The 23,041-nt window shown below is 66.9% G+C and carries 21 protein-coding genes and 2 pseudogenes; 18 read left to right on the top strand and 5 right to left on the bottom strand.

Annotated elements, in window-relative coordinates; genetic code table 11:
- Positions 1–21: 21 nt before the first annotated feature.
- Positions 22–1,233: a CoA:oxalate CoA-transferase gene (yfdE, locus tag HV675_RS06215; RefSeq protein WP_175109948.1), complete on the top strand. Its 1,212-nt coding sequence runs from the start codon at positions 22–24 to the stop codon at positions 1,231–1,233.
- Complete coding sequence (locus HV675_RS06210; RefSeq protein WP_175109947.1) at positions 1,230–1,943, top strand: YoaK family protein; 714 nt, start codon at positions 1,230–1,232, stop codon at positions 1,941–1,943. The genes yfdE and HV675_RS06210 overlap by 4 nt, the downstream gene beginning before the upstream one ends.
- A 52-nt stretch (positions 1,944–1,995) precedes the next feature.
- Here the strand turns inward: HV675_RS06210 and HV675_RS06205 are convergent, their stop codons facing one another.
- From HV675_RS06205 to HV675_RS06195, 3 genes are all read right to left on the bottom strand, one after another.
- Positions 1,996–2,547, bottom strand: a complete 552-nt coding sequence (locus HV675_RS06205) for a hypothetical protein (protein ID WP_246270115.1) — start codon at positions 2,545–2,547, stop codon at positions 1,996–1,998.
- Positions 2,535–3,062, bottom strand: coding sequence for a flavodoxin (locus HV675_RS06200; RefSeq protein WP_175109945.1), 528 nt, complete (start codon positions 3,060–3,062; stop codon positions 2,535–2,537). Before HV675_RS06200 ends, HV675_RS06205 begins: the two co-directional genes overlap by 13 nt.
- A 91-nt stretch (positions 3,063–3,153) precedes the next feature.
- The gene (locus tag HV675_RS06195; RefSeq protein ID WP_175109943.1) at positions 3,154–4,194 is read right to left on the bottom strand and encodes a zinc-dependent alcohol dehydrogenase family protein; all 1,041 of its coding nucleotides are present in this window, start codon (positions 4,192–4,194) and stop codon (positions 3,154–3,156) included.
- A gap of 256 nt (positions 4,195–4,450) precedes the next feature.
- Here HV675_RS06195 and HV675_RS06190 point away from each other — a divergent pair, with 256 nt between their 5' ends.
- The 9 genes and pseudogenes from HV675_RS06190 to HV675_RS06150 all read left to right on the top strand — a co-directional run bounded on the left by HV675_RS06190 (position 4,451) and on the right by HV675_RS06150 (position 11,680).
- The gene (locus HV675_RS06190; protein WP_175109942.1) at positions 4,451–5,290 is read left to right on the top strand and encodes a universal stress protein; all 840 of its coding nucleotides are present in this window, start codon (positions 4,451–4,453) and stop codon (positions 5,288–5,290) included.
- A 69-nt stretch (positions 5,291–5,359) separates the two neighbouring features.
- Positions 5,360–5,863 (top strand): universal stress protein, encoded by a 504-nt coding sequence (locus tag HV675_RS06185; protein WP_175109940.1) that lies wholly within the window; start codon positions 5,360–5,362, stop codon positions 5,861–5,863.
- Positions 5,860–6,705 carry a universal stress protein gene (locus HV675_RS06180; protein ID WP_175109938.1) on the top strand — a complete coding sequence of 282 codons (846 nt, stop codon included), beginning with the start codon at positions 5,860–5,862 and terminating at the stop codon, positions 6,703–6,705. Before HV675_RS06185 ends, HV675_RS06180 begins: the two co-directional genes overlap by 4 nt.
- A gap of 543 nt (positions 6,706–7,248) precedes the next feature.
- Positions 7,249–8,652, top strand: a pseudogene (locus HV675_RS06175) (PAS domain-containing sensor histidine kinase); the annotation flags it as partial.
- Positions 8,649–9,296: a response regulator gene (locus tag HV675_RS06170; RefSeq protein ID WP_175109935.1), complete on the top strand. Its 648-nt coding sequence runs from the start codon at positions 8,649–8,651 to the stop codon at positions 9,294–9,296. The pseudogene HV675_RS06175 and the gene HV675_RS06170, both read left to right, overlap by 4 nt.
- 119 nt (positions 9,297–9,415) lie before the next feature.
- Positions 9,416–9,829, top strand: coding sequence for a response regulator (locus HV675_RS06165; protein ID WP_175109933.1), 414 nt, complete (start codon positions 9,416–9,418; stop codon positions 9,827–9,829).
- Between the two features lie 10 nt (positions 9,830–9,839).
- A complete protein-coding gene (gene fnr, locus HV675_RS06160; protein ID WP_175109932.1) occupies positions 9,840–10,670 on the top strand; it encodes a fumarate/nitrate reduction transcriptional regulator Fnr in 831 nt (276 codons plus the stop codon).
- A gap of 188 nt (positions 10,671–10,858) precedes the next feature.
- Entirely contained in the window at positions 10,859–11,206 is a 348-nt protein-coding gene (locus HV675_RS06155; protein ID WP_175109930.1) for a c-type cytochrome, read from the top strand.
- 75 nt (positions 11,207–11,281) lie between these two features.
- Positions 11,282–11,680, top strand: a complete 399-nt coding sequence (locus HV675_RS06150; protein WP_175109928.1) for a DUF3564 domain-containing protein — start codon at positions 11,282–11,284, stop codon at positions 11,678–11,680.
- Positions 11,681–11,756: 76 nt separating this feature from the next.
- On the opposite strand, the gene HV675_RS06145 is transcribed toward HV675_RS06150, so the two are convergent.
- Both HV675_RS06145 and HV675_RS06140 read right to left on the bottom strand, forming a co-directional pair.
- Positions 11,757–12,107 carry a calponin homology domain-containing protein gene (locus HV675_RS06145; RefSeq protein WP_246270114.1) on the bottom strand — a complete coding sequence of 117 codons (351 nt, stop codon included), beginning with the start codon at positions 12,105–12,107 and terminating at the stop codon, positions 11,757–11,759.
- Positions 12,108–12,291: 184 nt separating this feature from the next.
- A complete protein-coding gene (locus tag HV675_RS06140; protein WP_175109997.1) occupies positions 12,292–12,984 on the bottom strand; it encodes a CBS domain-containing protein in 693 nt (230 codons plus the stop codon).
- Between the two features lie 418 nt (positions 12,985–13,402).
- On the opposite strand from HV675_RS06140, the gene HV675_RS06135 reads away from it, so the two are divergent.
- From HV675_RS06135 to HV675_RS06105, 7 genes and pseudogenes are all read left to right on the top strand, one after another.
- Positions 13,403–15,259 (top strand): PHA/PHB synthase family protein, encoded by a 1,857-nt coding sequence (locus HV675_RS06135; protein WP_175109924.1) that lies wholly within the window; start codon positions 13,403–13,405, stop codon positions 15,257–15,259.
- A 9-nt stretch (positions 15,260–15,268) separates the two neighbouring features.
- Positions 15,269–16,717 (top strand): bifunctional enoyl-CoA hydratase/phosphate acetyltransferase, encoded by a 1,449-nt coding sequence (locus HV675_RS06130; RefSeq protein ID WP_175109922.1) that lies wholly within the window; start codon positions 15,269–15,271, stop codon positions 16,715–16,717.
- Between the two features lie 80 nt (positions 16,718–16,797).
- Entirely contained in the window at positions 16,798–18,294 is a 1,497-nt protein-coding gene (gene arcD, locus HV675_RS06125; RefSeq protein ID WP_175109920.1) for an arginine-ornithine antiporter, read from the top strand.
- 19 nt (positions 18,295–18,313) lie between these two features.
- A pseudogene (locus HV675_RS06120) lies at positions 18,314–19,551 on the top strand (arginine deiminase).
- 95 nt (positions 19,552–19,646) lie between these two features.
- Positions 19,647–20,645: an ornithine carbamoyltransferase gene (argF, locus tag HV675_RS06115; protein WP_175109918.1), complete on the top strand. Its 999-nt coding sequence runs from the start codon at positions 19,647–19,649 to the stop codon at positions 20,643–20,645.
- Positions 20,646–20,664: 19 nt separating this feature from the next.
- Positions 20,665–21,585, top strand: coding sequence for a carbamate kinase (gene arcC / locus HV675_RS06110; RefSeq protein ID WP_175109916.1), 921 nt, complete (start codon positions 20,665–20,667; stop codon positions 21,583–21,585).
- Positions 21,586–21,893: 308 nt separating this feature from the next.
- Complete coding sequence (locus tag HV675_RS06105) at positions 21,894–23,024, top strand: PAS domain-containing sensor histidine kinase (protein WP_175109914.1); 1,131 nt, start codon at positions 21,894–21,896, stop codon at positions 23,022–23,024.
- Positions 23,025–23,041 lie beyond the last annotated feature (17 nt).

Raw genomic sequence — 23,041 nt, 5'->3', positions numbered from 1 at the left:
TCAAACAAACAGGCGGACTTCATGTCACACACTGCGCAGCATGAAGGAAACAGCAAAGGCCCGTTCGACGACCTGCTGGTCATCGATCTCACGCACGTGCTGAACGGTCCGTTCGGCACGACGATTCTGTGCGACCTCGGCGCGCGCGTGATCAAGATCGAGCCGCCGGGCCACGGCGACGACACGCGCACGTACGGCCCGTACGTCGGCGACAAATCGCTTTACTTCAGCTTCGTGAATCGCGGCAAGGAAAGCATCGTGCTCAATCTGAAGCATGATGAAGACCGCGCGATCTTCCTGAACATGGTCCGGCAAGCCGACGTGCTCACGGAAAACTTCCGGCCCGGCACGATGGCGAAGCTCGGCTTTTCGTACGAGGCGCTCGCGGAGATCAATCCGCGCCTGATTTACGCGTCGTCGTCGGGCTTCGGTCAGACCGGCCCGCTGTCCACCTTTCCCGCGTACGACACGATCGTCCAGGCGATGAGCGGCATCATGGACGAAACCGGTTTTCCCGACGGCCCGCCGACACGCGTCGGCACGTCGCTATCCGACTTGTGCGGCGGCGTCTTCATGTTCTGCGGCATCGCGAGCGCACTGTACGCACGGGAGCGAACCGGCCAAGGCGCGCACGTCGACGTCGCGATGTTCGACGCGACGCTCGCGTTCCTCGAGCACGGCTTCATGTCGTATGTGTCGACCGGCAACGCGCCGCAGCGCATCGGCAACCGGCATCCGTTCATGGCGCCGTTCGACGTGTTCGCCGCGGCCGACAAGCCGTTCGTGATCTGCTGCGGCAACGACCACCTGTTCGGTCTGCTGTGCGCGGCGATCGGCCGCCCCGAGCTGGCCGCCGACGCGCGCTTCGCAACGAACGCCGATCGCATCGCGCATGAAGCGCAACTGAAAGCCGAACTCGAAGCGGCGTTGTCCCGCGAAACCGCCGCGCACTGGCTCGAGGTGATTCACGCGGCGGGCGTGCCGGTCGGCCCGGTGCTGAATGTCGAGGAAGCGGCGAAACTGCCGCAAACCGAGGCACGCAACATGCTGATCGAAGCGGGCGGCCTGCGCATGCCGGGCAACCCGGTGAAGATCAGCGGCTATCCGGACCCGCGCGTGCGCACCGGCGCGCCGACGCTCGACCAGCATGGCGCCGCACTGCGCGAAGAATTCAGCGCGTTGCCTTCTGCTCAGCCCACCCCGCCCACCCCGCAAACGGATATCGCACGATGAACACGCCAGCCGAAACTTCACTGGCCGTCCTGTTGCGGCGCGTCGCCGGGCTATCGGCGGTCGCCGGCTACGTCGAAGTAATCGGATTCAAGGACTTCGGCGGAATCTATCCAGGCATCATGACCGGCAATACGGTTCAGCTCGGCCTCACGCTCGCGAAAGCGCAATGGGCGCGCTTCGGCACGATCGGCTTCGCGGTCGGGCTGTTCTTTATCGGCGGCGTGATCTCGAGCCTCGTGCGCTGGCATTTGCGCCGGCCGCCGCTCGAACTGGTGCTGATGGCGGGGCTACTGATCGTCGCGGGCGTCGTGCGCCTGCTTCATCCGGCACAACCGATGTTCGAATTGCCGCTGCTCGCGCTCGCCATGGCGATGCAGGGCGAGACGATCTCGCGGTTCGGCGGCGTGTCGCTGCAAACGATTGTCGTGACCAACAATATGGTGAAGTTTTCCGATGCGCTGGTGGGGCGCTATCTGATTCCCGCCGCGCGGCGCCCGCCGGCAGCCGGCCAGGCGCCGGCGAAGCGCCCGGAACTGAAGGAAGTGCTGATGCCGGGTCTCGCATGGCTCAGCTATAGCATCGGCGCAGGCGCGGGCGCGGAACTCACCGACCTGTTCTGGTTTCCGTTCGTGGTGCCCGCGGCGCTGCTCGTGCTGATCGTCTGCGATCTCCTGTCGACACAGCGCCGTACGGCCAATGCGGTTCAGTGATTATCCGATGCTTAACCCCGCACCGCGATGCTTAACCCCGCACCGCGACGCTTCACCCCCGCACCGCATCGCGAAACCCCGACTCCGCCGCGGCGATCTGCGTGGCGCAGGTCGCATAGGTCCAGCCCGGGCCGCCGTCGCTCGTGTACATGCCGCGGCACATGCCCTTCAGACGGATATGCGTTGCGCCGTCGCTATCGCGCGTTCGTTCCGCCCAGAAATACGCGACGCCGAACTGATGCGGCATTCCGGTCTCGATCGCGGTGTCGCTGATGCGCACGATCCGCGTGGCCGAATGCTGTTCGACGTAGGTCTGTACGCGTTCCCAGGTGCGGTCGCACGCATCCTCGTCCGCGCAGACGAACGACGCCTGTTCGCGCGCCTGTGCGAGTTCGATTTCGGTTTGCCGGAAAGAGGCGGCGCGATTTTGCGCATGAGAGGCGAAGAGCGGCAACGTGCAACCCGTCATGCCTGCCGCGCAGACAGCGCCTGCCAGCACGCGCGCGAAGCCCGCGAGGCGACCACGCCGCGCAAGCGGTTCGCCTGAAACGGACGCTCTGCGAAAGGCGCGCGCCCCGCGCGCCATCCCGGCTACAACGTCCACTCGATTGTCTCCAGCGCGGCAAGCCGGCGGCGTACCTTCGCCGCAAACGCATTGAGCAGCGCGTAGTCGCGCATCGTGTGCAAATCGCGCGCGCTCACCGCGCAGGTCGCAACCGGTGAGATGCGGGCAAGCTGGCTCATCTGCGTAAAGGCCTTCTCGCTGCCGTGGCTGCCTTCGCTGCAAAAGAATGCGACGTGCCGCAACTGCCGCGCGTGCTCCGCGAGCCACGTCGCCACCGGCGCACACGCGCAGTTCGCCCACACCGGCGTGCCGATCACGACAATCTCGTAGCGCGACACGTCGAACCACGACGGCTCCAGTTCCACGCGCCGGCGCCAGACCACATCGGCAATCGACCGCGCAAAGCCGCGCACGCCTTCACGCCGCGCCGGCCCTGCCCGCTCGCGGATCGGCTCGCAATCGGCGGGCAGCATCCCGGCCAGCACGTCCGCAAGCCGGCTGGTGGTGCCGCTTCGCGAGTAATAAACGACCAGCGCCTTCCGATTGACCTGCATCGTGCAATCCCTTCGATAAACACGGGTGCGCCGCCAAGGCATGAGCCGTTCGCGTCGCCGCCTCACAACCGACCCGCGGTGCAAGGCGAATTCAGCCGACTTCGATCACCACCTTCAGCGCGTGCGTGTCCGCCGCGCGGCTGAACGTATCGTATGCATCGAGCGCTTGCGTAAGCGGGAAGCGATGCGTGATCAGTCGCCGCGGGTCGAGCTTTCCGGCGCGCACGGTCTTCAGCAGCATCGGCGTGCTGACCGTATCGACGAGGCGCGTCGTGATCGCAACATTGCGATCCCACAGCTTCTCGAGATGCAAATCCGCCTTCAGGCCATGCACGCCGACATTCGCGACCACACCGCCCGGCGCGACCAGCGACGTGCACAACTCGAACGTCGCCGGCACGCCGACCGCCTCGATCGCGCAATCGACGCCGACGCCGTCGGTCAGCCGCATCACTTCGGCAACCGCGTCCTGCCGGCTCGCATCGATACAACCGGTCGCGCCGAACTGCTGCGCGACTTCGAGGCGGTTCGGGTCGCGATCGATCATCACGATCTGCGCGGGCGAGTAGAACTGCGCGGTCAATAGCGCGGCGAGGCCGATCGGACCGGAGCCGACAATCGCGACGCTGCCGCCGGGTTGCACCTTTCCGTTCAGCACGCCGCATTCGAAGCCGGTCGGCAGAATGTCCGACAGCATCACCAGCGCTTCCTCGTCGAGGCCGGCAGGAATGCGGTACAGGCTCGTCTGCGCGTGCGGAATGCGCACGTATTCCGCCTGCGTGCCGTCGATGCGGTTGCCGAGAATCCAGCCGCCGGTCGTGCAATGCGAATACATGCCGCGCCGGCAATAGTCGCATTGCCCGCACGACGAGATGCACGAAATCAGCACGTGATCGCCAACCGCGAGCCCTTGCACCGCTGCCCCGACGCTATGCACGATGCCGACGCCCTCGTGGCCGAGAATGCGGCCCGGCTCGCAGGTCGGCACGTCGCCCTTCAGGATGTGCAGATCGGTCCCGCAAATCGTCGTGCGCGTGACCTTGACGATCGCATCGGTCGGCGCCGCGAGTTCCGGCATCGGCCGATCGTCGAGCGACTTGTTGTCCGGCCCGTGATAAACGAGTGCTTTCATGACTGGTTCTCCGTTCGCTGAGGTCCATGCAGGTTCATGCACGTTCATGCAGGTGCTGCAGCCAGTGTAGGCCGCACGCGCGCGGCGGCCTTGACCTCGGTCAAACGCGTCCGCCCACGCCGCCGCGCGACCAGCGCGCAAGCGCGCCGCGCCGCAACGGCGCTTGATCTGCGTCAACGCGGCGCGCGCCACGTTACATAGACTCGAATGAAGGCCGGCGGCCGATCCGCCCGGCGCTTGCGACGGAGCCACTGCGATGAGCTACAAGAGCCTTCTCGTCCATCTGGACAACAGCGAACGTACCCCGCGCCGGCTCGATGCCGCGCTGCAACTCGCGCGACATTTCGGCGCGCATCTGACAGGCCTCTACGCGACGTACGAACCCGATTCCCGCGCGTTCTTCGTGATGGCAGGCACCGCCGACTACTACGCGACGCACGAGCGGCGGCGCGAGCAGCAGCGCGGCGCACTCGAACGGGTGTTCCACGCGGAAACGCGGCGCGCGCACATCGATGCGCGCTTCGTCAGCCCGAACCAGCCCGCCAATACAAGCGTGCCGCAACACGCGCGCTACGCCGATCTCGTGATTCTCGGCCAGACCGATCCAGGCGACCCCGAGTCGTATATCGACGACAACTTCGTCGAATACACGGTGATGGCGGCCGGACGGCCGGTGCTGGTGCTGCCGTATGCAGGCACGCCATCGACGATCGGCGAGCGGATTCTGATCGCGTGGGACAGCGGCCGCGAAGCCGCGCGTGCCGCGTATGACGCGGTGCCGTTTCTGTCGCGCGCGAAGAAGTGCACGGTCCTGACGGTGCGCGGCAGCGCCGGGGAGCCGCCAGGCGAGCGTTTTTGCGGCGCGGATATCGCGCTGACCCTGGCGCGCCACGACGCGGCCGTCGACGTGCTCGAAGTCGACACGAACAAGGACACGCCGGTCGGCGACGTGCTGCTGTCGACCGCGCACAACCAGGGCTGCGACATGATCGTGATGGGCGCCTACGGCCACTCGCGCTGGCGCGAGCTGGTGATGGGCGGCGCCACGCGCACGCTGCTGCAAACGATGACCCTGCCCGTGCTGATGTCGCGTTAGACGCGCAATACGCCGCCGGAAAGCGCGGCGAACGGATACGGCAGCCGCATTCCGCATGGAGGGGACCTCATGTATTCAAGCATTCTTGTCGCACTCGACGGCAGCGAAACGTCGCACCAGGCGCTCGATGTGGCGCTGCGCCTCGCGCGCGAAAACCAGGCGCTGCTGCACCCGCTTTACGTGATCGATATGCCGGGCATCGCGTTCGGCACGCCCGGCTTCAATCCAGTGCCGTTGCGCGACGCGCTGCGCGACGACGGCGAACGCGTGATCGCCGACGCGCGCGACCGGATGGCGACGCTGCGCATCAACGGCAACCCGCGCATCGTCGATACGTCGGCGCCCAGCGAAGACATCGCGCAGCGCATCCAGTTGTCGGCGCTCGAATGCCACGCCGATCTGATCGTGATGGGCACGCACGGGCGCCGCGGCTTCCGGCGTCTCGTGCTCGGCAGCGTCGCGGAACGGGTGGTGCGCGACGCGCCGTGCCCGGTCCTGCTGATTCCCGCGGGCGCGCTGCTGCCCGACGGCGGCGACACCGCCTCATCCCCCGCAGAAAAGGAACGCTCATGAGCTACAAGACCTTGCTGGTCCATATCGACGATAGCCGTCGCTGCGCGGCGCGGGTGGCCGTCGCGCTCGATCTCGCGCAGCGCTTCGACGCGCATCTGATCGGGCTCTATGTGGTGAGCCAGGACCTGTTTCAGCCGCTGTTCAGGATGGACGACAGCATGCAGCTATCCACGCTCGAAGAACAGCACATGCAACGGCAATTGCACGCGCAAACCGCGTTTCACGACGCCGCGCAGCGCGCCGGCTGCGACCGCGTCGAATGGCGCGCGCCGCCCGGGCCGGCCGTCGAGATCGCGACGCTGCACGCGCGCCATGCGGATCTGCTGGTGCTCGGCCAGCGCGATCCGGAAGATCCGGCGGCGTATGTCGCCCGGCACTTCATCGAAGACCTGTTGATGGAATGCGGCCGCCCGGCGCTCGTCCTGCCGTATGCGGGCGAGATTGCGACGCTCGGCGAAAACGTCGTGGTCGCGTGGGACGGCAGCCGTGAAGCGGCGCGCGCACTGTCCGACTCGCTCCCGCTCATCAGGCGTGCGCGTTTCGCGACGATCGAGTCGGTCGAGCGGCATGCACACGGCGACGGAACGCACGGCGAACCGCCCGTGTCGATCGACGTGGCCGCGTTCCTCGAGCGCCACGGCATCCGCGCATCGTTCTCGACGACGCCGGCCGTCGCCGGCGTGAGCACCGGCGCGACGCTGCTGAACCGCGTCGCCGACCTGCACGCGGACCTGCTCGTGATGGGCGCATTCGGTCATCCGCGGGCGCAGGAACGCGTGCTCGGCGGCGCGACGCGCACGCTGCTCGAATCGATGACGGTGCCGGTGCTGATGTCGCATTGACGCGCTGAACGATGCGCTGCCGGCGCGCAGCGCATGCGGCTCGCGCGATGACGCGGGCCGCAGGTCACGGCCCGCGAACGCATGATGCAGCGGCGCCCATTGTGGGCGCTTGCGCGTTCGAGGCGGCGCGATACTTGCTGCCGACGTTGCGGACAGTTCACGGTTCACGGTTCACGGTTCACGGTTCACGGTTCACGGTTCACGGTTCACGGTTCGCGGTTCGCGGTTCACGGTTCACGGTTCACCGCTCACGGCGGCACCGCACACCGCGGCAGCGCGCTGGATATTGGCGTACCACAATCAAAAGTGCACAATCCCGCGTGCGCCGCCCGCATGATCGCGATCCCGCTATCCGCCGGCGCCGGCTGATCGAGCGCAGCAATACGGGTGGATCGCCGCATTCCGGTCGACCAGCCGGACACCCCACCGATGGCCGCACATAAGCATGGAGATTCCAGCATGACCCCCGTCATCGTCACGCGGCCAGGCGGCCCGGCCGCGGCCGTTCTGCTGTGCGTGATCGTCGGCGCGTCGATCGCGCTCGGCTCGGCGCTCACGCTCGCGTTCCCGGTGTTCGGCTGCGGCGCCGCGAGCGACGGCGCAGCGTCAGCCGCGCCCTATCTGGCCGCATGCGCCGCGGCAACCGTGCTCGCCGCGCTCGCGCTGTACGTCGCGTATGCCCGTGCGGCCGCCCGCGCGAGCGTCGACACGTCCCGCGACGAGACGCGGATGATGAGCATCGTGCGCGCGTCGATGGAGGCGATCATCACGATCGACGACACGCAGAACATCGTGAACTTCAACCCGATGGCCGAGCGCGTGTTCGGCGTACCGGCCGCGGACGCGCTCGGCACGCCGCTGTCGCGCTTCATCCCCGAACGTTTCAGGGCCGCGCACGCGCAGCACGTCGAACGGTTCGGCGCGACCGGCGTGTCCGAACGGCAGATGGGCAAGCAGCTCGTGCTGTTCGGTCTGCGCGCGAACGGCGACGAATTTCCGCTCGAAGCGTCGATTTCGCAGATTCGCGACGGCGACGGCAAGCTTTATACGGTGATCCTGCGCGACATCACCGAACGGGTGCGCGCGGACGGCGCGCTCAAGCAATCGCGCGAGGAATTGCGCGAGCTGTCCGCGAACCTGCAGCAGGCGCGCGAAATGGAAAAGACCCGCATCGCGCGCGAATTGCACGACGATCTCGGCCAGCAGTTGAGTGTGCTGAAGATCGATCTGGCGACAGTCGGACAGGCGCTGCTGCCGCTGCAGCGCGCACGGCCGGCTACGCCGCTGCTCGACGGGCCGCTCGACCCGCTGCCCGCGGGCGTCCCGCTCGAACAGGCGCTGGTGCGCCTCGACCGCATGAGCCGGCTCGTCGATACGACGGTCGCGTCGCTGCGGCGCATCGCAGCCGACCTGCGGCCGGTGATGCTCGACGACCTCGGGCTGATCGCCGCGATCGACTGGCTCACGCACGATTTCACGTACCGCCACGGCATCCGCATCGAACACCATATCGAACCGGAAGACACGAACTTCACCGCCGAAGCGGCCACCGCGATCTTCCGCATCGTGCAGGAGGCATTGAGCAACGTCGCGCGGCACGCGGACGCTTCGCAGGTGCGCTTGCGCCTGACCACCGGCGCCAACGACTGCGTACTGCAGGTCGCCGATAATGGACGCGGCGCGCAGCACCGCATCGACGGACCGGACGCAAAGAACAAAGCGGACGAAGCGGACGCGACGGACAACGCGGACAACGCGGACAGAACGGACGAAGCCGGCGAGTCGCCGCACGCGGGCGACCACAGAACGTTTGGCCTGCTCGGCATTCGCGAACGCGCGCACATGCTGGGCGGAGTGGTTAACATCGATACTGCGAAAGATCAGGGCTTTACGCTTACTGTTTCCTTTCCGCGCCATGCGGTGCAACAGCAAGAGAACCACTCATGATCAAGGTACTGATAGCCGACGACCACGCAGTGGTACGCGACGGCTTGCGCCACATCCTGCAGGGCGCGAGCGGCTTCGAGGTGGCCGGCGAAGCGTGCGACGGCACGACGACGATCGCGCTCGTGCGCGCGACACCCGCTCAGGTGCTCGTGCTCGATCTGTCGATGCCGGGCCGCCACGGCATCGAACTGATCCGGCAGATCAAGGACGAATTGCCGGAACTGCGCATCCTCGTGCTGACGATGCACGCGGAACAGCAATATGCGGTGCGCGCGTTCAAAGCGGGCGCATCCGGCTATCTGACCAAGGAAAGCGCGAGCGCCGAACTGGTCGGCGCGGTCACGAAAATCGCCGCGGGCGGCGTCTACGTGAGCCTCGCGATGGCCGAGCGATTCGCGCAAAGCCTGAACGAACCGGCGGAGGCACTACCGCATCAGCGGCTCTCCGACCGCGAATTCGACGTGTTCCGCCGCATCGCGGCCGGTCAGACGATTACCGAAATCGCGCAGGAACTCTGCGTGAGCTCGAAGACCGTCAGCACATACAAAATGCGCATCCTCGAAAAGATGCAGATGCCGCACGAAGCGGCGCTGGTCCGCTACGCGATGCGGCACCAGCTATTCGGGGATATGGACGAAGCCTGAGTCCCGCTCAGGCCACTACGCCATCTGTAGGAATTCCCCTACAGCACTTCTCGTCGCCCTACCCGAACTTCAACCGCCACTGATTTAATTTTGAGATAGCAGCGTCGATACTGGTCTGCATGAATACCAGTCAGCCGATCGCCGCCCTCAGGATCTTTCTCGTCGAAGACGCCGCCACCGTGCGCCGCAAGATTGCGCTGCTATTCGGCACGATTGCCGGCGCGCTGATCGTCGGCGAAGCGGAAGACGGCGTCACGGCGCTCGCGGCGATCCGTGAGCGCCGGGCCGACGTCGCGGTCGTCGATTTGCGGCTGGCCACCGGCAGCGGCGTCGACCTGATCGCCGCGCTGACGCAGACCATGCCGTGTGTCGTCACGATCGCGCTGACCAACCATTCCGGGCCTGCGTTCCGCGCCGCGTGCAAGACGGCCGGCGCGCATTACTTCTTCGACAAGACCGCCGAGTTCGACGCGGCCTGCCGGACCATCGAAAACCTCGCCTTGACGCGTTCGCCGCGCGTCGCCGATCAATAAGGAGCCGCGCATGTCAACCGCCACCGTTCAAGAAGCCGCAGCCGCCCTGCCCGTCGCGGCGCGGAAGGCCGTCCACTTTATCCGTGCGATCGACGCGACGCCGTGCGCGGGCGTCGCGCGCCAAGCGTCCGCCGAAGAAAGGCCGTCGAAGCGGCCGGCGCCGGTGCGCTGCTCGGGCTGCTCGATGCGCGCGGTCTGCATGCCGGCCGACCTGACCTCCGCGGAATTCGCCAAGCTGGATTCGATGATCTGCTCGACACGGCATGTGCGGCGCGGCGACGCGCTGTATCGCGCGCGGGACGAATTCCAGAGCATTTACGCGGTGCGCGCCGGCTCGTTCAAGACGATCGTGATGCATCGCGACGGCCGCGAACAGGTGACCGGTTTTCAGATTGCCGGCGAAGCGCTCGGGCTCGACGGCGTCTGCACCGGCCATCACAACGCCGATGCGATCGCGCTGGAAGACAGCGTGGTCTGCGTGATTCCGTTCGCGCAGCTCGAGACCGTTTGCCGGGAGATCCGCTCGATGCAGCATCACGTGCATCAGATCATGAGCAGCGAGATCGTGCGCGAGTCGTCGCTGATGATGCTGCTCGGCACGATGAGCGCCGAACAGCGCGTCGCCGCGTTTCTGCTCAATCTGTCGCAGCGCTTCAAGGCGCTCGGCTATTCGGCCGCGGAGTTTCACCTGCGCATGACGCGCGAGGAAATCGGCTGCTATCTCGGCATGAAGCTCGAAACGGTCAGCCGGATGTTCTCGCGGTTCCAGCGCGACAAGCTCGTCGATACGCGCGGCAAACAGATTCGCATCGTCGATCCGGAAGGGCTCGCGCTGGTGTGACTGCGATGCGGATGCGCGCCGCAGCGGGGCGTGGTGCTGGTGCGCGCATTCATCATGCCAATTCGATGCACCTGATGCTCGAGACTCTACGCCGCACCGCACGCCACGCGTGAACGTCAGCACGTTTGACATGCGTCAACAACGCGTGGCTCGCCAAGGTTACAGTGTTCCTTAACGGAGCCTGCATCATGACCTCATCGACGCAACGCCTGATCGCGGTCTGCATCGCCGCATCGACGGCGCTCGCATATGACCTCGCCGCCGCGCAACGCGACGAACCGACCGCGCTCGTCGATCAGCAGCATTGCATGTTCTGCCATACGTCCGATGCGCCGTTCCTCGCACCCGCGTTTCATCAGATCGCGCAGCGCTATCGCGACAAGCCCGACGCGGCGTCGATGCTCGAACACAAGTTGCGTGTCGGCGGCCGCTCGCACTGGGGCGATATGGCGATGCCGCTCGCGCCCGAGCGCGACGCTCCGCCGCTTTCCGCTGAAGACGCGCACACGTTGATTCAGTGGGTGATGAGCCAATGATCACCCAGCGCCGCGGGTGTGCGGGCGCTGTGCGCCACCCGGGGCGAGACCGCCATGCCGAACAGGGAGCCAGCGATGCGCATCACCGTCCATCTCGACACGTTCAACTGCTCCGAGCCGTCGACGTACGCAATTCTGTGGCTCGACACGCACGCACGCAAATGGTCGCGCGAAGGTCACGCCGGCATCGACCTGCCGGAATGGGGCCGTTATAGCTGCGCGAGCGGCAACACGCGCATCGCGGGGCAGCACGGCGGCGCGTCGCAATGCGTGCTCGAAGGGCTGGACCTGAGCGCATCGGCCGGTCCATTCGAAGGCGAAAGCGGACGCGCGTTATGGCATCCGTGCGCACCTCACGCCGCGGTACAGGGTCAGTGGCACGTGCAATGTATCGACGAAACTGTCGAACCGCCGGAAAGCAGCGTATTCGCCGACGACGAGTTCGTGCCGGACAATCCGTTCGGGTTGACGTAGCGGCGGGGCAGTAGCGAAGACGCGGCGTGTCTGTGCGCGTCTGTGCGCGTCTGACCTCGTCCGCTCTCGTCTGCACTCAATCGCCGCGCCCATCCGTGCTCCGCGCGGGTGCCGTCGCCATCTGCCCGGTCATCTGTCCGGCAATCGTCTGCAATTCGCGCTCGGCCGCGTCGAACGCGCGGCGTATCGCCTCCTGAGCGTTCTCATGCGAACAGCGCGCAACCGGTCTGAACCGGTCCGCGCACGCGAGCAGCCGCAGATCGAGCCGCGCATCGTACATCGGCGGCACACCGATCGCATGCATCGCCTCGATCGCGAGGCGGCATGCGGACAGAATCGCACTGTAGCGTTCGAGCCGCACCAGTTGCGCGCCTGCTTCGCCTTCGAGCGCGCGCGAGCCGGCAAAGCCGAGATAAACGATTTGCATGCCGACTCCCATGGGGACTCCTCGCTCGCGGCGCACGCGGGCACGCTCGCCGCCGGCGCCGCAACAGTGTTGTCGCCGGCCGCTTTGCCGCCGCTTCACCACCGCTTGTCTAACGTGTTCTGTTTTGCTCGCCGGCCGTTGCTTACGCGGCAATCGCGCATGCCGGCGCCGGTCCTCGTCCGCCTCACATCGCCGGAATGACGACCGGAAACGCCAGATGGCTCTCGACGCCCTTCACGCCCGACACGCGTTCCGCCGCGACGCAGATCGCCCGCCCCTCCTGCTCCGATTCGATCACGCCCCACAGATGCACGATGCCGTCCTTCACGAATACCGAACCCTTCGGCAACGCCCAGCGATAGCCGGCAAGCGCGGCGACGATCGCATCGCGCAGCGCGGCATCGTCGTAAGAATCCGCATCCGTGTCGGGTTGCGAGAGGGCCGCAAGCGCGCGAATCAGGTTCGAGCGGCTGACGATGCCAACCAGCCTGTCCTCTCTCAGCACCGGCACGCGTTTGATGCGATGCCGCTCGAGCAGGTCCGCGATTTCCTTGAGCGGCGTGCTTTCGTGTATCGAGATCACGTTTTCGCTCATCACGTCGCCGACCTTGTGGCCGTGCTCTTTCACATATCGGGCGGCCAGCTCGCGCGTGCCGGCGACGAAATCGAGCCACCACGAACGGCGTCCGGCATCGGTGCCGGTTTCGACGCGATGCAGCAGGTCGCCTTCGCTGATGATGCCGACCACATTGCCGGCCGCGTCGAGCACGGGCATGCCGCTGATGCGGTGATCCGCAAGGAGTTTCGCCGCTTCGTGGATCGTCGTGTCCGGCGTGGTGGTCACGACCGGCGTAGTCATGATGTCGAGTGCGCGCATGGCGGTGTCTTCCATGGGTCGCGACAGGTCCTCATGGGTCGCACCTGTCGCGGTTTCGGCGGTCGCACCGGCACATTCGTCAGTGCCGGGTGCTGAGGCATTCGGTCGGGCTCCTGCGAGCCTTGTGTTTTATCTTCCGCTCTCCAGCGCGCGGCGGCTTGACATGGGTCAACGGCGTGCGCCGCCGCATTCCGCTTTTGTGCGCGCGACGTCCTCGCGAATTCAAACCCCGCCGCGCTTGATGCAAATCAGCATCGCGCGCGAATGCGTGTGTAAGAGTGAATTCGACGTGCTGCGCAACGCATCGCATGGCGGGAACGGCATCACGCGTTCACGACTTCGCGCACGACGCACGACGCAACATTTCGCGCCGCCGCACGGTTGCCGTTCGAGTTCGACCCGACTTCAAGGAAGCCCGATGAACGTACGCCTGAAACGTGTGGCCGCCGGCGCCCAAACCGCGACGGCCGGCGCGACGATCGCACCGCTTGCTCTCGCGCAAACGCAGCCCGCCGCCGCACCGCCTGCGCGCGCCCTCCCCGCGACGCAACCACCCAACCCCTACCGCACGCTCGATTACGCGAAAGAAGCACTGATCGCGCGGATGACCGGCGGCCTGTCGCCGGCCGCGCTGACGCTCGCGCTGGCGGACTGGCTGATCCACCTCGCCGCCGCACCCGGCAAGCGCATGGAACTCGCCGCGCTCGCACTCGAGCAGGCGCGCGCGCTCCTCGCATACGGCTGGCCGAGCTACGCACTGCCCGGCGCCACCCCGCCCGAACCCGTATCGTCCGACGATCGCCGCTTCACCTCGCCGTCGTGGCAGAACGAACCGTTCCGGCTGTGGCAGTACGCATTCCAGCTGAACGAACAATGGTGGAACGCCGCGACCCGCGATGTGCCGGGCACCACGCGGCATCACGAAGACGTCGTATCGTTCGCCACACGGCAATGGCTCGACGTATTCGCACCGGCGAACTTCGCGGCAACCAACCCGGATGTCGTGCGGCGCACGTTCGAAAGCGGCGGCATGAATTTCGTGCAAGGCGTACGCAACGCGCTCGACGACCTGTCGCGCAGCGCGACAGGCCGCCCGCCCGCGGGCATCGAGCACTTCGAGGTCGGCAAGGATCTCGCCGCGACACCGGGCAGCGTCGTGTACCGCAACCGGCTGATCGAGCTGATCCAGTACAGCCCGAGTACCGCCGCGGTCAGCGCGGAGCCGGTGCTGATCGTGCCCGCGTGGATCATGAAGTACTACATCCTCGATCTATCGCCGCACAATTCGCTGATCCGCTATCTGGTCGACGCCGGCCATACGGTGTTCTGCATCTCGTGGCGCAACGTCGACGAGGACGACCGCGATCTCGGCTTCGACGACTACCGCACGCTCGGCGTGATGGCCGCGCTGGACGCGATCTCCCAGATCGTCCCCGATCGCAGGATTCACGCGACCGGCTATTGCCTCGGCGGCACGCTGCTCGCGGTCGCGGCAGCCGCGATGGCCAATGCGCGCGACGACCGGCTCGCATCGGTCACGCTGTTCGCCGCGCAAACCGACTTCACCGAACCGGGCGAACTGCAACTCTTTATCGACGACAGCCAGGTCTATTTCATCGAAAGCATGATGTGGGAGCGCGGCTATCTGGCCGCAAACCAGATGGCCGGCTCGTTCCAGCTGCTGCAGTCGAACGACCTGATCTGGTCGCGCGTCGTGCACGACTATCTGCTCGGCGAACGCACATCCGCGAACGACCTGATGGCATGGAACGCCGACGCGACCCGCATGCCGTACCGGATGCACTCGGAGTACCTGCGCAAGCTCTTCCTCGACAACGACCTCGCGTGCGCGCGCTACGAAGTGGATGGCCGCCCGGTCGAACTTGGCAATATCCGCGTGCCGATGTTCGTCGTCGGCACCGAGCGCGATCACATCGCGCCATGGCGTTCGGTCTACAAGATCCACTATCTGACCGATACCGCCATCACCTTCGTGCTGACGAGCGGCGGCCATAACGCGGGCATCGTCAGCGAACCCGGGCATCCGCACCGGCATTTCCGGATGCGCGCGCAAGCGGCAGACGATCTGCACATCGGCCCGGACGACTGGCTCGCCGCGACCGCGCCGCACGACGGCTCGTGGTGGCCCGCATGGCACGCGTGGCTCGCCGCGCATTCGTCCGCGCAGAGCGTCGCGCCGCCGCGCATCGGCTTGCCCGGCGTCGCGCAGCCCGTGCTCGCCGCCGCACCCGGCACCTACGTGTTCCAGCAATAGGAGACCGGCATGAACGACTCGCTGTTGCACAACCGCCCGTTCGACGAACTGAAAGTCGGCGAAATGGCTTCGCTCGTGCGCACCGTGCAGCGCGACGATATCGCGCTGTTCGCGGCCGCGTCCGGCGACATGAACCCGGCGCATATGGACGCCGCGTTCGCCGCGCAAGACATGTTCGGCCACATCGTCGTGCACGGCATGTGGACCGGCGCGCTGATCTCCGCGGTGCTCGGCACGCAGTTGCCGGGACCGGGCACCATCTACCTCGACCAGACGCTCGAATTCAGGCATCCGGTCGTGCCCGGCGACACGATTACAGCGACCGTCAGCGTCGCCGAAAAGCGGCCGGAAAAGCGCATCGTGCTGCTCGATACACAGTGCACGAACCAGCGCGGCGAAACCGTGCTGCGCGGCGTCGCGACAGTGATCGCGCCGGCCAGCCCGATTGTGTGGCCGCGCATGCCGGCGCCGGATGTCGCGGTGCGCCGCCACGACCGCTACGACGCGTTTATTCGCGCGGCGCGCGCGCGGCCGCCGCTGCGCACCGCGATCGTGCATCCCTGTTCGCCGCAGGCGCTGCGCGCCGCGGTGGAGGCACGCGACGAACATCTGCTCGACCCGCTGCTGATCGGCCCGGAAGCGAAGATTCGCGCGGCAGCCGACACGGCTGGCGTGAGCCTCGACGGCATCGAGATCGACGCGGTCGAGCACAGCCATGCGGCGGCCGCGCGCGCGGTCGAGCTCGGCGCGGCGGGCAAGGTCGCGGCGCTGATGAAAGGCAGCCTGCACACCGACGAACTGCTCGCCGCGGTGGTCGCATCATCGTCGGGGCTGCGCACCGAGCGGCGCATCAGCCACGTGTACGCGATGGACATCCCCGCGTATCCGAAACCGCTTGTGATTACCGACGCGGCGATCCATATCGCGCCGACGCTCGAACAGAAACGCGACATCTGCCAGAACGCAATCGACCTGCTGCGCGCGATGGGCGTCGATACGCCGCGCGTCGCGGTGCTCGCGGCCGTCGAAACCGTCAATCCGCGCATGCCGTCCACCGTCGATGCCGCGGCGCTCGCGGTGATGGCCGCGCGCGGCCAGATCAGCGGCGGCATCGTCGACGGCCCGCTCGCGTTCGACAACGCGATCAGCCTCGCGGCGGCGCGAACCAAAGGCATCGAGTCGACCGTCGCGGGCCACGCGGACATCCTGCTCGTGCCGGATCTCGAAGCCGGCAATCTGCTCGCGAAACAGCTGATGTATCTGGCCGGCGCCGATGCGGCCGGGCTGGTGCTCGGCGCGCGCCTGCCGATCATCGTGACGAGCCGCGCGGACACGCTGCGCGTACGGCTCGCGTCCGCGGCGCTCGCGAAGCTCGTCGCCGAACGCCAGTCGCGCGAACAGCCGGGCGAACTGCCGGGCGACCGGCCGATAGCGCCCGGCTTCCTGAGCGAACGCTGATCTGCGTCAACGGGCACGGCGCACCGCCGTGACTTAATCAAGACTCTTATTCAAGATTCCTCACCACGCGGAGCTTCATCATGAGCCATCCCGCAGAACATCTGAGCGGCACGCCCGCTGCGCAGCCCGCGCAGAACACGCAAGGCGTACCGGCCACCGCCGCGCAGCCGCGCAAACTGCCGCTGCCGTTACTGACCGCGCTCGTCATCGGCTCGATGATCGGCAGCGGCATCTTCTCGCTGCCGCAGAACATGGCCGCCGGCGCCAGCGCCGGCGCGATCCTGCTCGGCTGGCTGATCACCGGCGCCGGCATGCTGATGCTGTCGCTGTGCTACCAGACGCTCGCGCTGCGCAAACCCGAACTCGACAACGGCATCTACGCGTATGCGCGCGCGAGCGCCGGCGAGTTCGTCGGGTTCAACTCCGCATGGGGCTATTGGGTCAGCGCGTGGATCGGCAACGTCGGCTACCTCGTCATCGTATTCGGCACGCTCGGCTACTTCTTTCCGATCTTCGGCGACGGCAACACGCGTGCGGCCATCGTCGGCGCATCGATCGCGCTGTGGGTCATGCACGCGATGATCCTGCGCGGCATGCGCAGCGCCGCGATCGTCAACGCGCTGACCACCGCCGCGAAGATCGTGCCGCTGCTGCTGTTCGTGGTGCTCGCCGCCGCCGCGTTTCACGGCGTCCAGTTCCGCACCGACTTCTGGGGCGATGCGAAGCTGCCCGGCGTGATCGAACAGTTGAAAAGCACGATGCTGGTCACGGTATGGGTGTTTATCGGCATCGAAGGTGCGAGCGTGCTGTCGGCGCGTGCGCAGCACCGCCAGGACATCGGCCGCGCAACCGTGCTCAGCTTTATCGTCGTGCTCGCGCTGCTGATGGCGGTGTCGCTGCTGTCGCTCGGCATCGTCGGCCAGCCGGAGCTCGCGCAGATGAAAAACCCGTCGATGGCGGGCGTGCTCGCGAAAGCGGTCGGCGCGTGGGGCGTGGTGCTGATCGGCATCGGTCTGCTGGTGTCGGTGGGCGGCGCGCTGCTCGCATGGACGCTGCTCGCCGCCGAAACGCTGTTCACGCCCGCGGCGGGCGGCGTGATGCCGAAGTTTCTCGCGCGTGAAAACGCGCGCGGCGTGCCGGTGGCCGCGCTCTGGGTGACGAACGGGCTGGTCCAGCTGTTCCTGATTCTGACGCTCGTGTCGAACGCGACCTACCTCGCGCTGATCTCGCTCGCGACGTCGATGATCCTCGTGCCGTATCTGTTCTCGGCCGCCTATGCATCGCTGATCGCGCTGCGCGCGGACGGCTACGAAGCGGGCGACCGCACGCGCGGCCGCGACCTGCTGATCGCCGGCCTCGCAACGCTGTACTGCTGCTGGCTGCTGTATGCGGCCGGCCCGAAATACCTGCTGCTGAGCGCGCTGCTCTATGCGCCGGGTGTCGTGTTCTATGCATGGGCGAAACGCGCGCGCCGCGCGACGCTGTTCCGTCCGTTCGAGCTCGTGTTGCTGATCGCGCTGCTCGCGCTGGCCGCCGTCGCGGCATTCCTGCTCGCGACCGGCCGCCTCGGTCTTTGATGCTACTGGGAGATTCGCGATGGGATTCGGCGTTTTTTCGGAAGTCGGCACGCTGCGCAAGGTGCTGGTGTCGCGGCCCGGTCTCGCGCAGGCGAGGCTCACGCCGCTCAACTGCGGCGAACTGCTGTTCGACGACGTGCTGTGGGTCGCGCAGGCGAAGACCGATCACTTCGCGTTCGTCAACACGATGCAGGAACACGATATCGAAGTGTTCGACGTCCACGATCTGCTGGCCGAAACGCTGCAGTCGGACGCCGCGCGCGAATGGCTGCTGGACCAGCAGTTGACGCCCGCGCGCGTCGACGCGGAGATCGCCGCGCAACTGCGCCCGTGGCTAGACGAAATGAAGCCCGCCGAGCTCGCGACGCGCATGATGGGCGGCCTCGTCGTGAACGAATTGCCGTTTCCCGCAGCGGGGCTGACCGCACCGTGCGTCGCGCGCGACGGCTTTCTGCTCGCGCCGCTGCCCAACGCGATGTTCACGCGCGACTACAGCTGCTGGATCAACGATGGCGTCGCATTCGGCTCGATGTACTGCCGGCGCGGCGCCAGGAAACGCTGCTCGCCGCGGCGATCTACCGGTTTCACCCGTTCTTCGAAGGCACCGCGCCGATCTGGTTCGGCGACCCGGACAACGCGGCGCCGTACGGCACGCTCGAAGGCGGCGACGTGATGCCGCTCACACCCGAACTCGTGCTGATCGGCATGGGCGAGCGCACGTCGCCGCAAGGCGTCGCGCAACTGGCGCGCGCGCTGTTTGCGCGCAAGACCCGGGACGGCAAGGGCATCACGCGCGTGATCGCCGCGCAGCTGCCGCGCTCGCGCGGCGCGATGCATCTGGACACCGTGCTGACGTTCTGCGACCGCGATCTGGTCACGGTCTTTCCGGAGATCGTCGACGGCATCCGCAGCTTCAGCCTGCGTCCGGGCGAACGCGACGGCGAGCTCGACGTGCGCGAGGAAACCCGGCCGTTCCTGCAAGTGCTCGCCGACGCGCTCGGCCTCGCCGCGCTGCGCACGGTCGCGACCGGCGGCGACCTGTGGGAAGCCGAACGCGAGCAATGGGACGACGGCAACAACGTGATCGCGCTCGCGCCGGGCGTAGTGGTCGCGTACAACCGCAACGTCTATACGAACACGCTGCTGCGCAAGGCCGGCGTCGAGGTGATCACGATTCCGAGCAGCGAACTCGGCCGCGGCCGCGGCGGCGGTCACTGCATGACCTGTCCGCTCGAACGCGATCCGCTGCCGCTCTGACGCGCGCCGCGCTGACGCATGCCACCCGGACGCGCGCCGCGCAGACGAATCCGCGCGAGGAAGCAGCACTCAACGAAACGACCATCGAGGCTTTCATGTCATTCAATCTCCGTAACCGCAGCCTGCTGAACATGCAGGACTTCAGCCCGCGCGACATCCGCTTCCTGCTCGATCTCGCCGCCGAACTGAAGCGCGCGAAATACGCGGGCACCGAAGTGCCGAGACTCTCCGGCAAGAACATTGCGCTGATCTTCGAAAAAACGTCGACGCGTACGCGCTGCGCATTCGAAGTGGCGGTGCACGATCAGGGCGGACACGTCACGTATATCGATTCGTCGGGCTCGCAGCTCGGCCGCAAGGAATCGCTGAAGGACACCGCGCGTGTGCTCGGCCGGCTGTACGACGGCATCGAGTATCGCGGCTTTCATCAGAACATGGTCGAGGAACTTGCGCGCTTTTCGCATGTGCCGGTGTGGAACGGCCTGACCGACGAGTTTCATCCGACCCAGGTGCTCGCCGATCTGCTGACGATGCGCGAGTTCGGCGAAAAGCCGCTGTCGCAGCTATCGTTCTGCTATCTCGGCGACGCACGCTTCAATATGGGCAACTCGTTGTTGATCGGCGGCGTGCAGATGGGCATGGACGTGCGCATCGCGGCGCCGCGCGAACTCTGGCCGTCGGAACTGCTCGTCACGCAGATGCGGCGCCTCGCACAAAGCACCGGCGCGCGCATCCAGCTGCTCGACGAGCCGCACGAAGCGGTCGCGGGCGTCGACTTCGTGTACACCGACGTGTGGGTGTCGATGGGCGAAGCGGCCGACGTCTGGGGGCATCGCATCCGTCTGCTGCAACCGTACCAGGTCAATGCGCAACTGATGCGCGCGACCGGCAACGCGCGTACGCGCTTCATGCACTGTCTGCCGGCATTCCACAATCTCGAAACGGAAACCGGGCGCGACATTCACGAACGCTTCGGCCTGACCGAGATGGAGGTGACCGACGAAGTGTTCGAATCCGACGCGTCGATCGTGTTCTCGCAGGCGGAAAACCGCATGCACACGATCAAGGCGGTGCTCGTCGCGACGCTCGGCTGACGCGGCGAGGAGCCACAGGATGCGCATTCTCGTCGCACTGGGCGGCAACGCACTGTTGCGTCGCGCCGAGCCGCTGACCGCGGCCAACCAGCTTGCCAATATTCGCGCCGCCGCGCGGCAGATTGCGAAGATCGCCGGCGGCAATCAGCTGATCGTCGCGCACGGCAACGGCCCGCAAGTGGGCCTGCTCGCGCTGCAGGCCGCGGCGCCCGGCGTGCCCGGCTCGATGCCGCTCGACGTGCTCGACGCGGAATCGGAGGGCATGATCGGCTATCTGCTCGAACAGCAGCTGGCCAACGCGCTGCCGCCCGACCGCGCGGTCGCGACGCTGCTCACGCGCGTCGAAGTGGATGCGGCCGATCCGGCGTTTCAGCACCCGACCAAGCCGATCGGCCCGCTCTATTCGCATGAAGAAGCGCGCAGTCTCGCCGCACGCGAAGGCTGGCAGATCGCGCCCGACGGCGCGGGGTCGCGGCGCGTGGTCCCGTCACCGCGGCCGCTGCGCTTTGTCGAACCGCAGCCGCTGCGCTGGCTGCTCGAACACGACGCGGTGGTGATCGCGGCGGGCGGCGGCGGCATCCCGATCGTGCGCGATGCCGACGGAGGCGCCTGCAGCGGCGTCGAAGCCGTGATCGACAAGGATCTGGCGAGTGCGCTGCTCGCCCGCGAACTCGACGCCGACCTGCTCGTTATCGCGACCGACGTCGACGCGGTGTATCTCGACTGGCGCACGCCTCAGCAGCGCGCGCTAAGCAACGCGAGCGCCGCGCAACTGCGCGAAAAACTGAGCAAAGCCGCGTTCGCCGCCGGCTCGATGGAGCCGAAGGTGGCCGCGGCCTGCGAATTCGCCGAGCAGACCGGCCGTGCGGCGGTGATCGGCTCGCTCGAACGGATCGACGATATGGTGGCGGCCCGCGCCGGCACCCGTATCACCCGCTAGCGCGGCAAGCGGGACACCCGCCCCGCCGGTTCGCCGGGCCCGTACGCGCGCTTGCGCCGCGCACCGCGGCAGTCTCCCCTCTTCCATCCCGAAGCCCCGCCGCACGGGCCTTTCCCAGCCGAATTTCCTTCTTTGCGCCGCTGCACCGATAATACGGATGCCCGGTCGGCGACCGGGCGGCAACGATTGCGCTGTGCGAACCGGCTTCCATCGATCTGGCGAGTCCGACTCGTTCGCACGTACCCGGCGCAAGCGCGGCGAAAACTTCGCGGCACACGTCGCGGCGAACCTCGCGGAGAACCTGGCCGATGGCTTCATCGAACGAGCGCGTGCCCGGCGACCAGCCGGCGCCGCTACCCGAAATCGCAATTGAAGACCGTCATCACCTGCTGATCGAAGCGGTGCACGACCACGCGATCTTCATGCTCGATCCGGACGGCCACGTGACGAGCTGGAACACCGGTGCGCAGCGCATCAAAGGCTATGCACCGGACGAAATCATCGGGCGCCACTTCTCGGCTTTCTATACGCCGGACGACATCGCGGCCGGCAAGCCGGCGCGCGAGCTCGAACTGGCCGGCGCCGCGGGCCGCGTCGAAGACGAAGGCTGGCGCGTGCGGCGCGACGGCTCGCGCTTCTGGGCGAATGTCGTGATCTCCGCGGTGCGCGACGAATCCGGCGTGCTGCGCGGCTTTGCGAAAGTGACGCGCGACATGACCGAGCGCATGCGGCTCGCCGCGCTCGAACGGGCGAGCGAAGTGTCGACGCAGATGCAGGTCGCCCGCGAAAACGAACAGAAGCGCATCGCGCGCGAACTGCACGACGACCTCGGGCAACAGCTGACCGCGCTGAAAATGAGCGTCGCACTGCTTGAAGCACGCTTGAAAACGCGCGACGAGCCGGCCGCACCACTCGGCGAAACGCATGAATTGCAGGCGCAGATCGACGCGATGGCCGCATCGCTGCGGCGCATCGCGGCGGACCTGCGTCCGCCGCTGCTCGACGACCTCGGCCTGTGCGCGGCGCTCGACTGGCTCGCCGACGACTTTACCCGCCGTTACGGCGTGCGAGCGACCGTGCGGATTTCCGAAAACGCCGGCGATATCGCCGAATTCTCGGCCACGACGATTTTCCGCATCGTTCAGGAAGCACTCACCAATGTCGCGCGGCATGCACGCGCGCGCACGGTGGACGTCGACGTGGTGCGTACCGGTGCCGGATGCTCGATCACGATCGTCGATGACGGCGTCGGCGCGCAACTCGACGCCGCGCCCAACGCGCGATCGTTCGGCCTGCTCGGCATGCGCGAACGCGTGCGGCAGCTCGAAGGCAGCATCGCATTTCACAGCACACCGGGCGCCGGGTTCAGAATCGAAATCGACGTGCCGGAGCGGTCTCTGCTGGCCGGCCCGAACGACATGGATGCGTCCGCGCGTTGATGCGCGACAGGATGGCG

The organism is Paraburkholderia solisilvae, from assembly GCF_902859875.1.
GTDB lineage: Bacteria > Pseudomonadota > Gammaproteobacteria > Burkholderiales > Burkholderiaceae > Paraburkholderia > Paraburkholderia solisilvae.
The sequence above is the reverse complement of the archived record's forward strand: the minus strand, read 5'-3'. Positions and strand labels throughout refer to the sequence as shown.

What these genes read in the sequence shown, in the direction of transcription:
- yfdE (WP_175109948.1), top strand. Translation starts at nt 22, where the DNA reads ATGTCACACACTGCGCAGCATGAAGGAAACAGCAAAGGCCCGTTCGAC.
- HV675_RS06210 (WP_175109947.1), top strand. Translation starts at nt 1,230, where the DNA reads ATGAACACGCCAGCCGAAACTTCACTGGCCGTCCTGTTGCGGCGCGTC.
- HV675_RS06200 (WP_175109945.1), bottom strand. Translation starts at nt 3,062, where the DNA reads ATGCAGGTCAATCGGAAGGCGCTGGTCGTTTATTACTCGCGAAGCGGC.
- HV675_RS06195 (WP_175109943.1), bottom strand. Translation starts at nt 4,194, where the DNA reads ATGAAAGCACTCGTTTATCACGGGCCGGACAACAAGTCGCTCGACGAT.
- HV675_RS06190 (WP_175109942.1), top strand. Translation starts at nt 4,451, where the DNA reads ATGAGCTACAAGAGCCTTCTCGTCCATCTGGACAACAGCGAACGTACC.
- HV675_RS06185 (WP_175109940.1), top strand. Translation starts at nt 5,360, where the DNA reads ATGTATTCAAGCATTCTTGTCGCACTCGACGGCAGCGAAACGTCGCAC.
- HV675_RS06180 (WP_175109938.1), top strand. Translation starts at nt 5,860, where the DNA reads ATGAGCTACAAGACCTTGCTGGTCCATATCGACGATAGCCGTCGCTGC.
- HV675_RS06170 (WP_175109935.1), top strand. Translation starts at nt 8,649, where the DNA reads ATGATCAAGGTACTGATAGCCGACGACCACGCAGTGGTACGCGACGGC.
- HV675_RS06165 (WP_175109933.1), top strand. Translation starts at nt 9,416, where the DNA reads ATGAATACCAGTCAGCCGATCGCCGCCCTCAGGATCTTTCTCGTCGAA.
- fnr (WP_175109932.1), top strand. Translation starts at nt 9,840, where the DNA reads ATGTCAACCGCCACCGTTCAAGAAGCCGCAGCCGCCCTGCCCGTCGCG.
- HV675_RS06155 (WP_175109930.1), top strand. Translation starts at nt 10,859, where the DNA reads ATGACCTCATCGACGCAACGCCTGATCGCGGTCTGCATCGCCGCATCG.
- HV675_RS06150 (WP_175109928.1), top strand. Translation starts at nt 11,282, where the DNA reads ATGCGCATCACCGTCCATCTCGACACGTTCAACTGCTCCGAGCCGTCG.
- HV675_RS06145 (WP_246270114.1), bottom strand. Translation starts at nt 12,107, where the DNA reads ATGCAAATCGTTTATCTCGGCTTTGCCGGCTCGCGCGCGCTCGAAGGC.
- HV675_RS06140 (WP_175109997.1), bottom strand. Translation starts at nt 12,984, where the DNA reads ATGCGCGCACTCGACATCATGACTACGCCGGTCGTGACCACCACGCCG.
- HV675_RS06135 (WP_175109924.1), top strand. Translation starts at nt 13,403, where the DNA reads ATGAACGTACGCCTGAAACGTGTGGCCGCCGGCGCCCAAACCGCGACG.
- HV675_RS06130 (WP_175109922.1), top strand. Translation starts at nt 15,269, where the DNA reads ATGAACGACTCGCTGTTGCACAACCGCCCGTTCGACGAACTGAAAGTC.
- arcD (WP_175109920.1), top strand. Translation starts at nt 16,798, where the DNA reads ATGAGCCATCCCGCAGAACATCTGAGCGGCACGCCCGCTGCGCAGCCC.
- argF (WP_175109918.1), top strand. Translation starts at nt 19,647, where the DNA reads ATGTCATTCAATCTCCGTAACCGCAGCCTGCTGAACATGCAGGACTTC.
- arcC (WP_175109916.1), top strand. Translation starts at nt 20,665, where the DNA reads ATGCGCATTCTCGTCGCACTGGGCGGCAACGCACTGTTGCGTCGCGCC.
- HV675_RS06105 (WP_175109914.1), top strand. Translation starts at nt 21,894, where the DNA reads ATGGCTTCATCGAACGAGCGCGTGCCCGGCGACCAGCCGGCGCCGCTA.